Genomic DNA, 12673 nt, shown 5'->3' with positions numbered 1-12673 from the left:
AAAAGATTAACGCTAATGCCTCTATAAACAAAAAACAAGCTGCCGAAAATTCGACAACTTGTATTTATGGATTGCTTGTTTTTTGATTTTAGTACTTATATACCTTACCTGATACCGATTTTTTAGTTTGTACTTCGGCAGCACCTGAATATGCTACATGACCACCGCTACTGGCGTCTGCCACGAGGGTTTCCGAAACTTCAATTTTTACGTTCCCTCCACTGCTGGCATCTGCCGTGCAAGTTTTGGTAGAAAGATTTTTCGCATTGATATTACCACCGCTACTTGCACCAACATCGGCACGATTAGTTTTGCCGGATATAGTAAGATGGGCACCGCTACTGGCATCTATTTCAATAGCATTTGCAACAACTTCTGCATATATCTGGGCTCCGCTACTACCATCTAACTCAAGATAATCACTTTCAATCGTATTTTCCACCTTTAATTGCGATCCACTGGAAGCACTTAAATCTGAAATTACCGGTAGGGAAACAAAAATTTTCTTGGTAGCGTTACCAATATTTTTAGTGGCATGAATACGCAACTTTCCGTTTTTAATATCCGTGGCGATAAGGTCTATGATATTCTCATCTGCCTCAACTTTTATATTAAATTCATTTGATTGGGTTACATAAACGGATAGGCCTTCAGAAGCGGATACTTCTGTAAATTGGTCCGTAACTTCTCTAGTGTCCGTAACCACGGTTCCATTGCCTTTCTCCCCAGTGCCAAAGTCGCCAATGTTAATGTCAAACCCACAAGAGGATAAGAACAGCGCTACTAAAAATGCTATTGCAATACGAATTAATGTTGTCATGATTGTTGTTTTAAGATTGATGTAAAATTGAGCTATTAGTTAATTTTCCACCAGATTTTCAGACTCAAACGTCATATTTTGATACTGAATTGATTACACCGGTGTTAAGAATTGAAAATTACTAGATTTATATGCTGTTTTCTTGTTCCGGCCGGTCGTCATCAACATCAATGTCAATTCCGTTTTCATCAATATTTATCCGGTTTTTACCATCAGAGCCCGCCTCGTTCGCATTTATTTGAATACCACCTTCACCTATCTTCATTTTAAAAGATTCGCCATCTTCTTGGATATTTATATCAATTCCGTCTTCGTTAATTTTGATTTTGTTTCTTCCGTTATTGTCATCATCAAAATCATCATCGTCCTCGTCAACAACCTCTGGACATTCTAAGCATTTTAATTCTCCGTCAGAACCCATTTTCCAAGTAAAATCGCTTATTTCACAGGCGTCTAAGTTTCTATCGTTTTGAATATGGAAACGCCAGCATCTATAAGCGCTATCATTTACATAGTTTAAAACAGTGCCTTCTGGAATATAAAGGTTGATGCGAACCTCTTGGTTCATCATTTTATTCTTTCTAGCGGTTGTCAAAAAGTCTTGCAGATGCAAGGTGTTGTTTTCAACCTTATAACTATAGTTAATAGCTTCGGCAAATTTTTCTGCTTCCTCAAAGGATGAACCATCGGATTCTTTTATAATCTCTATTCTAGTGATCGTATCTTTTGATTTTTCTAGATAGAAACTTACCTCGTCTAACACCAGTACCTCTTCTCCAGAAGCATCTCTACTAATGGTAACTCCGTTGCCCATTTCAACTTTACGCTTATTGCGGAACTTTCGGTTATAGGATTCCAAGTTGATTTCTAAAGTATCTACCGTGGTTGGGAAATGAATATTCTCCGTTGTTACGGTAGATTCAGAAAATGCCCGAGCAGAAGCTTGTTTTATCCCAAAAACAATCAATAGTATTATAGATATCAGCCAAAGGCCTAGCAATGAAAATTTAGCAATGCTTCCAATAGATTTTAGGTTGTTGACCAAGATTTTCAATCCTAAATACAAAAGGAAGAAAAATGGAATACCTATGGCGAAAAAACCTAATAGAGAAATTAGCCATATAGACATATCGCTGGCATCCACAATATGATACATATTAATACCAGGTACATGAACCATATCTGCAATTCCTACGGTAATCATCCCTATAAAGAGACCAATAATGGCAGCAGCACCTATAATGATCAAGAGAATACCAATAAATTTTCCAAAGATTTTGAAGAAAAACATGATGATATCTCCCAGGGTGTCAAAAAATGACTGTCCACCACTTTTAACCTTGTTACCTACACCTTCATAATTGACGCTCTTAATTTTTTGGGCAACATCATCAAAGCCTTCCTTGACCTTGCGTTCTATATTGCTGATGTTGATGTCCTCCCCCCGCATATCCAATTTTTGCGACGTAGTAACGGCTTCAGGTATCAATAACCAAAGTAGGCCGTAGATTAAAATGAATCCACCCGAAGAACCAATGGTCAAAAGAACCCAGACCAAACGTACCCAAAGAGGGTCTATATTAAAGTAGTGCGCTAAACCAGAAGACACCCCGGCAACATATTTGTGTTCCGTATCCCGGTATAGCTTTTTGGATTTTCTAGGTTCAGAATAGTTCTTTTGAGTATTTGGCTCATCTTCAAAAATATCCTCATCCACCATATAATCTTCTGGCTGACCCATAATGGCAATGACTTCGTCTACCTGTTTTTGGGTAATGACCTGGCGTTCATTGTCCAGTTTTTCATGAAACAGTTCTGCAATACGCGCCTCAATATCTGCCAGTATCTCATCGCTACCGGGTGTGTTGGCAAAAGAGCGCTTTACGGACTCTAGGTAGCGCTGCATTTTGTTATATGCATCTTCATCCATATGGAAGAGCATATTCGCTAGATTAATATTTATAGTTTTGTTCATATTAGTTGTTTTTGTTCTGTAATCACTTAATAAGGTTACAGGTAATTTTTAGGTTATTTATTGTTGGTTACCAAATTAGTTGCTGTTCTTAGTTCGTCCCAAGTACTGTCCAGTTCTTTTAGAAAAAGTTTTCCGGTTTCAGTCAATGCATAATATTTTCTTGGAGGGCCAGAGGTTGATTCTTCCCAGCGATAGCTAAGTAATCCCGCATTTTTTAATCGGGTTAATAAAGGGTAAATAGTACCCTCTACCACAAGCATTTTCGCATCTTTTAGCGTTCCGAGAATTTCAGAGGCATATTTGTCTTTTCCGTTTAGGATAGACAGAATACAGTACTCCAAAACGCCCTTACGCATTTGTGCTTTTGTATTTTCTACATTCATAATTTCCTTTTGCTTTTTATGCAGTTCCTTTAAGTTGGGGGAACGTGTCTGTTCGTAAATAGTACGCTGCATAGAGTGATTGTTCGTTTTTTACTACCCCAAGCTTGCTATTGGTTATTGCCCCGTGATTAGTGAGACCCTTTTTGCAAATTCAGAATAATTAGATTGATGAATAAACTCCTTTTTGACCAGGGTGTGATGAGTACCTGTTTCTATATTAATGAAGGCTGATGACCCTCGTGATTTTCCAATTAGATTCTGTTTTTTGCCATATCATAATAAATTTTCCAGGCTTTGAAATGGCATTGGGCTCTTGATTGTTGTGAAATTTGTGCAAACCTATTTCTACCGCGCCAAACCCGTTTATAGGGTAAACTTCAATACTACCTTCTACTAATTCTCTTGTTACCTTTCCGCAAATATTTTTCTCCAAACTTTCCAGTAAATCTTGTTTTGATGTGGATAGTCCACCTTTATCATGATAGAACTCCAGGTCTTCTGCATACATCTCAGCTTGTTTTTCCATATCACAAGAGTTATACGCATCAAAGTATTCTGTATCTAGCTTAATTATGGTCTCCTTTAATTGCTCATGGGCAGTAGATTGAGCTGACGTTCCCCAAATACCGGAAATGAGAACAATGATGAATATGACGGTTGAGGATTTCATTATTTTAGAAATTTTATAGTAATAGGATAAGAAAACTCTCTTCCCTCATTGGTGTGAATAACGGCTTGAATAGTATAAACAATGTTAACAATGAATAATGCTCCGTGCGCAAGCCCGGCAATACTTAATGGAAACAACCAAGAGCTAAAGCTAAAAACATCACTAAAGTTGATATTCAAATTGTTATAATCGTTCAAATGATTAAAACCAAAAAAACTACTACTGAATAATTCAGGAAAAAAACCTACAAATAATGGTATACTAATAGCGCCCAACACAATAGAGTAGAGCAGTAGGCTAATCTGAAAGTTTAAAACCTGTTTTCCGTTGTAATCTACAAAAGGGTAGTCTTTTTTGTTAGCCGACCATAAGACCAACGGAATAATGAAATTTCCGAAAGGAATAAAGAATTTAGAAAAGGCCGATGCATGCAGCAATGCTGCCAAATTTCTTTCGTGTTTTGCTAATGTACTTTCCATGGCTTAGTAATTTCTTATGCAAATATATGTCTAAAAGAAGGTACTATGCAAAACAAAGTACTAAATATTAACATTATATTAACAATTGTAGAAACAAAAAAAATCAATACATTTAGAGAAATTATATAAGACAATGGCAGTATCTGCGGGCAAATTCAACACATTTACATTCTTTAAATTACCATCTGCATGGTGGAGCGGCGTACGCTTACGTTCTATAGATGATAAGCTGGCAGTGGTGACTGTAAAGCATAAATGGTTCAACCAGAACCCGTTTAGAAGTATGTTTTGGGCCGTACAAGGAATGGCCGCGGAGTTGAGTACGGGCGCTATGGTTATCACTCAGATTAAAGAAAGCGGAAAGAAAATATCTATGCTTGTGGCTAATAACAATGCCAATTTTTCTAAAAAGGCAACAGGTAAAATAACCTTTACTTGTGAGGATGGGCATCTTATAAAAGAGGCTATAGATAAAACCATAGCCACAGGAGAAGGACAAGCCTTTTGGATGAAGTCTATTGGTGTAAACGAAGATGGGGTAGTGGTGTCTACTTTTAATTTTGAGTGGACAATTAGAATAAAAAAGTAGTGTATGGTAGACTGCTCATATCAAAATTGGTATTATAATTAATGGCTTCCCATAGTTCAGTCCTCAATTCCTAACAATAACCAAATGAAATTAGGTTGGTAGACAAAATAATGCTTTTGCTCTATACCGTTGTCGTACAGATCTATTAAGATTGACTTCACTTTAAATTTTAAACACTTTTATGGTGTGTAGAATGGTATTTGTCCATTCTTAAAATCATTAATAAAGTAGTGTTTTTATGAAGAAAATTTTGATTCTCTTATTGTTAATTGTAGCCAATAACGCTTATGCCCAAGAAACCGACGATATTTATATAAACTCAGAATTTTTTCCGAGTTCAGATGTGGGCAGTGTACTTAAATTAGAGGCAGGAGCTGCTATCCCGGTATTGAATACCGCTAAAGAAAAACTTGCCATTGGTGCTTCCGTTCAAAATGCAAGTTTCGATTTTGTAGATAGAGAAGTTCCTTTTGAAACGGATCAGATAGAAATGTTCAATTCTTTTGGATTACAATTTAAATACCAAAGAAAATTGTCTGCCAACTGGGCCTTAAACGTAATGGGTGAATCACAAATAGCATCAAACTTTGATGAGAACGAGATAAAATCAGATGATATTTTCTTCAACGCTATGGTTACCTTAGAAAAATATAGCGAAGAAAATAATAGCATTTGGACGTTTGGTGCGGTTTACGATATAGCGTATGGATTGTATTACCCTATTCCTGTTATTGCTTACACCAAAAGAATAAATGAAGCTTGGGCCTATAAAATAGGTGTCCCGGATAGCCGTGTAAAATGGTCGTTAGGTACGAATCATAATTTTGAGGGCTTTGCTACTCTTACAGGTTTTACCGGAAACATTAATGATGACATAGATGTGTATAAAGAAGACTACACAGGAACATTAAGACAAACAAGTGTGTTATTAGGCCTAGGTTATAATGTTACATTCTTGGGTAATTTTGGAGCTACCGTAAAAGGCGGTTATACAGCGTACAACCGTTTGCAAATTCAAGATTACAACAATAATGAGATTTACGATTTTAATGTATCGAATAGTTTTTATCTGAATGTTGGTTTGAAGTATACCTTTGATAGTAAGACCAATATTAAAAGCATATATTAGATACTGTAGCTATTTCTAGAGTTGTTACGGAGGCCATTTTTTTTTGAAACAAATGCCAGCTACCATACCTTAACGTAAATATATCTTTCGTATAAACTTCATTTTTGGGTTCATTTTAAAACTTAGGTGGTAATTTGTAACAAACAAGTTAGCGGTACTACTTATATATTGAATAATAAAATAGACATCTTAATATGAACGCACACGAAATAGACTACCAGATATATGGTGAAGAAATGCAATATGTAGAAATAGAACTAGACCCGTTAGAAGCTGTTGTGGCCGAGGCCGGTAGTTTTATGATGATGGATTCCAATATTAAAATGGATACCATATTTGGAGATGGCTCCAACCAAGAAACGGGTGTTTTGGGAAAGATTTTTTCCGCAGGAAAAAGAATTCTTACAGGAGAGAGTCTTTTTATGACCGCTTTTCTAAACGTAGGTCAGGGTAAAAAGAAAGTCAGTTTTGCCTCGCCGTACCCAGGAAAAATACTTCCTATAGATTTATCCGAAAAGCAGGGCAAGTTCATTTGCCAAAAAGATGCTTTTTTATGCGCCGCTCAAGGAGTATCTGTTGGAATTGAATTTTCAAAGAAACTAGGGCGAGGCCTTTTTGGAGGTGAAGGTTTTATAATGCAAAAATTAGAAGGAGACGGCATGGCCTTTGTTCATGCAGGGGGAACATTGGCAAAGAAGGAACTTGCCGCTGGTGAAGTTCTTAAGGTAGACACAGGGTGTATTGTTGGTTTCTCCCAAACCGTAGATTATGATATTGAATTTGTAGGTGGTATTAAAAACACGGTCTTTGGTGGCGAAGGTCTATTCTTTGCTACACTTAGGGGGCCAGGAACAGTTTATATTCAGTCCTTACCATTCAGTAGACTTGCCGGAAGGGTATTGGCTTCTATTCCAAGAGGAGGTAAGGATAAAGGAGAGGGAAGTATTTTAGGTACGTTAGGTGATATTGTTGGCGGTGATAATCGATTTTGATAATGCCTATAACAAATTATATAACGTATAACAAAATGCTTATTGAAGATAGTTTTTAAATGGATTTCAAAAACCTAATAGAATTTTTAAAGGCACTCAATTCCAATAACTCAAAAGAATGGATGGATGCCAACCGAAAATGGTACAAAGATGTACGCGATGATTTCATTAAGTGGCTAGACCACATGAATGTTGTTTTAGCGGAAATTGATGAGGAATATTATGATACACCGGGAAAAAAAGGAATAAACCGTATCAACAATAATTTAATGTTTCACCCAAATAAACCAATTTATAAGGACCATTTTGGGGCTGGGTTGGACAAACGACCTTTTACGGGTGATTTTTATATTGAAATAGGAATAGAAAGATGTATTATGGCAGGGGGCTTTTGGCGACCCGATTCTTCAACATTAAAAAGTATACGAGATGCTATTGATTATGATGGTGAAACCTTAGAGGGTATTATAGAACAAAAATCGTTCAAGAAAATTTTTGGCGGACTTTATGAAGATGTAAAATTGATAAAAGCCCCAAAAGGGTTCTCAAATACGCATCAGCACATAGAACTTCTACGGAATAAAACATTTGCCGTGGCGCACGAATTTTCTACAAATGAAGTATTTAGCGATAATTTCGAAAAGAAAGTTATTGATGTGTACAGAAAAATGCTTCCTTTTAGAAGATATCTTAATAAAGCGGTAACTGTAGCGTAAAAATCGTATAAAAAATAAATGTTTTATATACTTTTAGTTCAAGTTTGAGTTAATTTTTTAGATTTGAAAGATTTTTCTTACTATATTAAATGCTGATATGGAATTTGAAGAAGTTAATCCCCTAAATATTTGGATTATAGACGATGACCTGGTATCGTTGTTTGCAGCCCGTTATGGTATAGAGCAGCTAGATAAACCATATCATGTTGTAGACTTTGATAGCGCCGAAGTTGCGCTTAAAGTTTTGTCCGATAGTTTTGAAGGAGACGAACAACTTCCCGATATTATTCTACTGGATTTAATGATGCCAAAAATGGATGGCTGGCAGTTTCTGGAAAAACTTGAAGAAATGCCAGAGTATATAAAAACTACACATGTTTATATTTTATCCGCATTTTTGAGCACCAAAGAGAGGCAGCGGGCATCTCAGCACCCTGAAGTAAAAGGTTATTTTGATAAACCTATTTCTAAACGGGCATTGGGTCGTATATTTGGAGAAAAGGAAGAAGCCCAATAATTTTTATTTCATAATTGTGTGGGTTAAGTTTTCTGCAGACCCAAATATTATTCTCAGTGAAAAACGGTAAAATAAAAAATATCAAGAAAGAGGTACTATCTGATAATTGGTACACTCTTAACAAATACGTATATGAGTACCAAAAAGAAGATGACTCTTGGGAAACTCAAGAACGAGAAGCCTATGACCGTGGCAATGGTGCTGCAATTTTATTGTACAACCAGAAAAAAGGAACTGTAGTACTCACCCGTCAATTTCGTATGCCAACCTATGTAAACGGGAATAGTGACGGAATGATGATCGAAGTCTGCGCAGGTCTTTTAGATGGTGATAACCCTGAGGATTGTATTCGTAAAGAAGTGGAAGAAGAAACAGGTTATCAGATTGAAAACGTAAAAAAAGTTTTTGAATCGTATATGTCACCGGGTTCGGTTACTGAAATACTTCACTTTTTTGTTGGTGCTTACGAGGAAAAGATGAAAATAGGCGATGGTGGCGGAGCGGAAGATGAGACCGAAAACATTGAAGTTTTGGAATATCCGTTTGATGTGGCTATGAGCATGATAGCTTCCGGCGAAATCAAAGATGCAAAAACCATGTTGTTGTTACAATATGCCGCTGTTCACAAGTTACTATTGCCATAGTTGCTTTTCATAGGTACCTTAGATTTTATCAATAGGTATCTGCTATCTGGCGGAGTACATTTTGTATTTTCCTCTTTACTTCAGAGGTGGGTTGCTGATAATGATTGTTCATAAAACTGAAAATCAATGTTTTTCCTGTTTTGGTGATGAGGTATCCGCTTAGGCAATAATTGTTGCTTAAGCTTCCGGATTTGGCGTAGAGTTTCGGAAACCCTCCATCATAATCCCATGTTTCAAGAGTTCCTGAAACGCCACTCTCCGGAAAAATGGAGAACAGGCGTTCCTTTGGGATATTTTGGTACATTTTGTTAAGTATGGTAACCATAGATTCCGGTGAGAACAAGTTGTAGCGTGAAAGCCCGGAACCATCCACCCATCTAGGTGGCTGTTTAAGGTCTGCTAAATGATTTTCCAGAATATACTTCCTTGTTTTTTTGCCGCTCAGCGTATCGGAAAGGATTGAAGATGATAAAACTAGCAACTGTTCGGCAATGAAATTATCACTTTCGTGCATCATTCGCACATACAGGGAGTCAGACGGTTGTCCGTAAAGTATTTGTTTTTCGCCGGGAATAAGTTGTTTGGTCAAAGTAATTTTTTTGTTCAGTGCGGATTCCAATAATTGCCTGGTCAAAACAGAATCTGTTCGGTAGGGAATTTCAATAGTGTCCTTACGAGACGGTGAAAAGTAAAAGGTATTATGGTCCAACTCTCGGTTTTGTTTATACCATGTACGCACCACATTTTCTTTAAATAGGTTTGGGGTTACGTTCAGTCCGTTTGTATTTGAGATACTTGTAACATTCCCGTAAAGTGGCAAAGCGGTTATTTCTGGTTGGTAGTAATATTGGTAATCGTCCCACGCCCAACCTTGACCTAATTTTTCGTCTTCTAAGTTATTTAGGTCAAAAACTATAGTATTATAATTTTTTAAAAAATTGAAAGCTGTACGGTCTTCAAAATGCGGATGGAGGAGAGAAGGGTCTCCCGTTCCCTGAACATATAAAGTACGGCCTTCTACCATGTATTTTAAAGCTGGAACATTTTCTGGTAATAATTGTAAAGAAGCAAAGAGTGTAAATATTTTGGTGTTGCTGGCAGGTGTAAAGTATTTCTCACTTTGGTGTGAGTACAGGGTGTCTTTCGTCTCTGGGTCCAAAACTAACAATCCTACGAATTGATTTTTGTAAAAATCGGATAAAATAAGATTGTCCGTAGACCTTTGTATGGTCTTTTTAGTTGAACTACAGCTAGTTGCAAAAATAAGAATAACCAAGGCAAATAGAATTTTTTTCATCTTTTTTTAGTCTGGGACCGCCCGTTATACGGCTATTTAACAAGAATTTAGCTAAGATTTAACTACACTAATGCAATATAGTAAATGCATAATTGTTTAACTTTAGGAAGAGAGAATATCTCTTAAGACAACTAATAACTTAAACATTTTGAAATATGGCTAGAGCTATGCTTGAATACTCTAAAACAGTATTGAAAAAAGTAAGTTTTGACTCAAGATTATTTATTAAAGAATTACAAAAAGCAATATCAATGCTACTTCCAGAAGAAGTAGATGAATTAAAACTCTGGTTACAGCAATTCATTACTGATAAACCGGAGCTAAAACAAACACTTATTTATATTAAGTCATAACAAAAAAAAAGCCCTCCATTAGGAGGGCTTTTTTAGTATTAGAGCTTTATCCTACACTAGTATAGCACACTAAGTGTGGCTTATGAATGGGTCATGGTCTATTTGTTAATAGGACTTATAATTTGTACATCCTGAAAAGCGATAGCTCCTCTAACAATACTGGATATCACATCTCTTAAAGCGTCCGTAATTTGAATTTTCAATTCACTTTTGTGATATATTAAACTTATTTCACGAGCCGGAGAGGGAGCTTCAAAGTATTTTAATTTAATTTTCTTTTTCTCATCCAATACTAAAGTATTCAAATAGGGTAGAAGGGTCATCCCTAAATTTTCATCGGCTAAATTAATCAGGGTTTCAAAGCTGCCACTTTCCAAACGAAACTGCTTATTGTCCAAATTTCTAGGTGCTTTACAAAGATTAATGACATTGTCCCTAAAGCAATGCCCATCTTGCAATAGGAGAACATCACTAATATCCAAATCTTCCGGCTTTAGTTTGTCGGCCTTTCCAAGTCTATGTTCTTTGGGAACATAGCCCACAAAGGGCTCATAGTATAGCGGACGCTCCTTTATAAATTCAATTCCTAAAGGTGTAGCCGCTATGGCTGCATCTATATGCCCGTCTTGAATGTTCCGGATAAGTGTTTCTGTACTCTGTTCTTTTATTATTAAGTTCACTTTTGGATACTTATTAATAAAGGATTTTAGAAACATGGGCAGCAATGTGGGCATTATAGTAGGTATAATACCTAGCGTAAAATCCCCTCCTATAAACCCTTTTTCTTGGTCTACTACATCTTTAATTCTGCTGGCCTCATTGACTATGTTCTTGGCTTGGGCCACTATTTTTTCTCCTACTTCGGTAATGGAGATCGGCTTTTTTCCTCTGTCAAAAATTAACACGTCTAGCTCGTCTTCCAACTTTTGTACTTGCATACTTAAAGTGGGTTGCGTTACAAAGCTTTTTTCAGCTGCTAGGGTAAAGTTTTTATACTCGGCAACGGCCAGTACATATTGTAATTGAGTAATTGTCATTAGCTATAAGTTCGAATGATAAAAATATAAAAACTATCAATGATATCAATCATGAAGCAGGGTCTAATATTCAGTACCTTTATACTATATTTTAAACAACAAGAACCATGAAACTAAATAGTATAGGATTAAGCGAAAAAGATTCAAAATCACTAAGTGAAGATTTGAATGAACTATTAGCCAATTTTCAGAGATATTACCAAAATTTAAGAGGTATTCATTGGAATATAAAGGGGAAACGTTTCTTTGAACTTCACCCAAAATTTGAAGAGTTATACAACGAAGCTAACCTTCATGTAGATGAGATTGCTGAGCGTGTACTTACCCTAGGAGGAGTACCGTTACATACTTTTGAAGATTATATTAAAAATGCAAAAGTTCCTGTAGGTAAGAATATTACCCAAGACGAAGATGCTATTCGATTGATAGTAGATTCATTAAAAGAACTTTTGGTAATCGAAAGACGTATTCTAGATGCTTCGGACAAATCTGGAGACGAAGGAACCAACTCTATGATGAGCGATTTTATCACAGGTCAAGAAAAGACCGTTTGGATGATGAAAGCTTGGTTGGCAGAAGAAATATAATTTTAGTGTTTTAAATGAAGAATCCCTGATGGACAATTGCGTTCGTCAGGGATTTTTTTATTTCTTGTTTTTCTTTTTGCTGCTTTTGGCCAAAGGATTGAAATCTAGGCAGAGTTGAATCCATTTTGCTAAATCTTCATCCGTATCCAATCCATCGGCAAAAACGTAGACATACCCTTTCATGGCACGACCGGTAAAGTTCATTGGCCCGCAATGGGGTTGTTGCAACGCCTTTTCGTAATTTTCTGTTCCTACCCTTGCCATCATACGAGACTCCCCGGATTTTTTATCGGAATCAAGTCCAAAACACATTTTTTCATCGACCATAAAACAAAGACCTCCCATCATTTTCTTTTCTTCAAAGAAGACATGCTTTTGTTTTAAGATTTGTCTGGATCGGTCAGCTAAATATTCATCGTAGGCCATAGTTTTAGTTTTTAAGCATTTTCCCCTGTAACCAAAAATACGCTTTAAAGAGTAACAGT

At 36.4% G+C, this 12673-nt stretch carries 16 protein-coding genes; 8 read left to right on the top strand and 8 right to left on the bottom strand.

Features of this window, described 5'->3' with window-relative positions; translation table 11 throughout:
* Nucleotides 1–88: 88 nt before the first annotated feature.
* The 5 genes from P0077_RS00850 to P0077_RS00830 all read right to left on the bottom strand — a co-directional run bounded on the left by P0077_RS00850 (nt 89) and on the right by P0077_RS00830 (nt 4327).
* On the bottom strand, nt 89–820 hold the full coding sequence (locus P0077_RS00850) for a head GIN domain-containing protein (RefSeq protein ID WP_276167290.1): 732 nt from the start codon (nt 818–820) through the stop codon (nt 89–91).
* Nucleotides 821–947: 127 nt separating this feature from the next.
* On the bottom strand, nt 948–2795 hold the full coding sequence (locus P0077_RS00845) for a PspC domain-containing protein (RefSeq protein WP_276167289.1): 1848 nt from the start codon (nt 2793–2795) through the stop codon (nt 948–950).
* A gap of 53 nt (nt 2796–2848) precedes the next feature.
* Nucleotides 2849–3178, bottom strand: coding sequence for a PadR family transcriptional regulator (locus P0077_RS00840; protein ID WP_038239293.1), 330 nt, complete (start codon nt 3176–3178; stop codon nt 2849–2851).
* A gap of 217 nt (nt 3179–3395) precedes the next feature.
* Entirely contained in the window at nt 3396–3848 is a 453-nt protein-coding gene (locus P0077_RS00835) for a nuclear transport factor 2 family protein (RefSeq protein ID WP_276167288.1), read from the bottom strand.
* Nucleotides 3848–4327, bottom strand: coding sequence for a DUF4870 domain-containing protein (locus tag P0077_RS00830; RefSeq protein ID WP_276167287.1), 480 nt, complete (start codon nt 4325–4327; stop codon nt 3848–3850). The genes P0077_RS00835 and P0077_RS00830 overlap by 1 nt, the downstream gene beginning before the upstream one ends.
* A gap of 133 nt (nt 4328–4460) precedes the next feature.
* Here P0077_RS00830 and P0077_RS00825 point away from each other — a divergent pair, with 133 nt between their 5' ends.
* The 6 genes from P0077_RS00825 to nudK all read left to right on the top strand — a co-directional run bounded on the left by P0077_RS00825 (nt 4461) and on the right by nudK (nt 8914).
* Nucleotides 4461–4916 (top strand): DUF4442 domain-containing protein, encoded by a 456-nt coding sequence (locus tag P0077_RS00825; protein WP_276167286.1) that lies wholly within the window; start codon nt 4461–4463, stop codon nt 4914–4916.
* Nucleotides 4917–5154: 238 nt separating this feature from the next.
* Nucleotides 5155–6045 carry a DUF6268 family outer membrane beta-barrel protein gene (locus P0077_RS00820; RefSeq protein WP_276167285.1) on the top strand — a complete coding sequence of 297 codons (891 nt, stop codon included), beginning with the start codon at nt 5155–5157 and terminating at the stop codon, nt 6043–6045.
* Between the two features lie 194 nt (nt 6046–6239).
* Nucleotides 6240–7037 carry a TIGR00266 family protein gene (locus P0077_RS00815; RefSeq protein ID WP_276167284.1) on the top strand — a complete coding sequence of 266 codons (798 nt, stop codon included), beginning with the start codon at nt 6240–6242 and terminating at the stop codon, nt 7035–7037.
* Between the two features lie 59 nt (nt 7038–7096).
* Entirely contained in the window at nt 7097–7753 is a 657-nt protein-coding gene (locus P0077_RS00810) for a DUF2461 domain-containing protein (protein ID WP_276167283.1), read from the top strand.
* A gap of 97 nt (nt 7754–7850) precedes the next feature.
* A complete protein-coding gene (locus tag P0077_RS00805) occupies nt 7851–8270 on the top strand; it encodes a response regulator (protein WP_276167282.1) in 420 nt (139 codons plus the stop codon).
* 56 nt (nt 8271–8326) lie between these two features.
* The gene (gene nudK, locus P0077_RS00800; RefSeq protein WP_276167281.1) at nt 8327–8914 is read left to right on the top strand and encodes a GDP-mannose pyrophosphatase NudK; all 588 of its coding nucleotides are present in this window, start codon (nt 8327–8329) and stop codon (nt 8912–8914) included.
* A 28-nt stretch (nt 8915–8942) separates the two neighbouring features.
* On the opposite strand, the gene P0077_RS00795 is transcribed toward nudK, so the two are convergent.
* Entirely contained in the window at nt 8943–10211 is a 1269-nt protein-coding gene (locus P0077_RS00795) for a D-alanyl-D-alanine carboxypeptidase/D-alanyl-D-alanine-endopeptidase (protein ID WP_276167280.1), read from the bottom strand.
* Between the two features lie 155 nt (nt 10212–10366).
* Here P0077_RS00795 and P0077_RS00790 point away from each other — a divergent pair, with 155 nt between their 5' ends.
* On the top strand, nt 10367–10564 hold the full coding sequence (locus P0077_RS00790) for a hypothetical protein (RefSeq protein WP_276167279.1): 198 nt from the start codon (nt 10367–10369) through the stop codon (nt 10562–10564).
* A 98-nt stretch (nt 10565–10662) separates the two neighbouring features.
* On the opposite strand, the gene P0077_RS00785 is transcribed toward P0077_RS00790, so the two are convergent.
* Complete coding sequence (locus tag P0077_RS00785; protein ID WP_276167278.1) at nt 10663–11601, bottom strand: LysR substrate-binding domain-containing protein; 939 nt, start codon at nt 11599–11601, stop codon at nt 10663–10665.
* 107 nt (nt 11602–11708) lie between these two features.
* On the opposite strand from P0077_RS00785, the gene P0077_RS00780 reads away from it, so the two are divergent.
* Nucleotides 11709–12188 (top strand): Dps family protein, encoded by a 480-nt coding sequence (locus P0077_RS00780; RefSeq protein WP_276167277.1) that lies wholly within the window; start codon nt 11709–11711, stop codon nt 12186–12188.
* 57 nt (nt 12189–12245) lie between these two features.
* On the opposite strand, the gene P0077_RS00775 is transcribed toward P0077_RS00780, so the two are convergent.
* Nucleotides 12246–12614: a TfoX/Sxy family protein gene (locus P0077_RS00775; RefSeq protein WP_194527846.1), complete on the bottom strand. Its 369-nt coding sequence runs from the start codon at nt 12612–12614 to the stop codon at nt 12246–12248.
* Between the last annotated feature and the right edge of the window lie 59 nt (nt 12615–12673).

This window comes from Zobellia alginiliquefaciens (genome assembly GCF_029323795.1).
GTDB lineage: Bacteria > Bacteroidota > Bacteroidia > Flavobacteriales > Flavobacteriaceae > Zobellia > Zobellia alginiliquefaciens.
The sequence above is the reverse complement of the archived record's forward strand: the minus strand, read 5'-3'. Positions and strand labels throughout refer to the sequence as shown.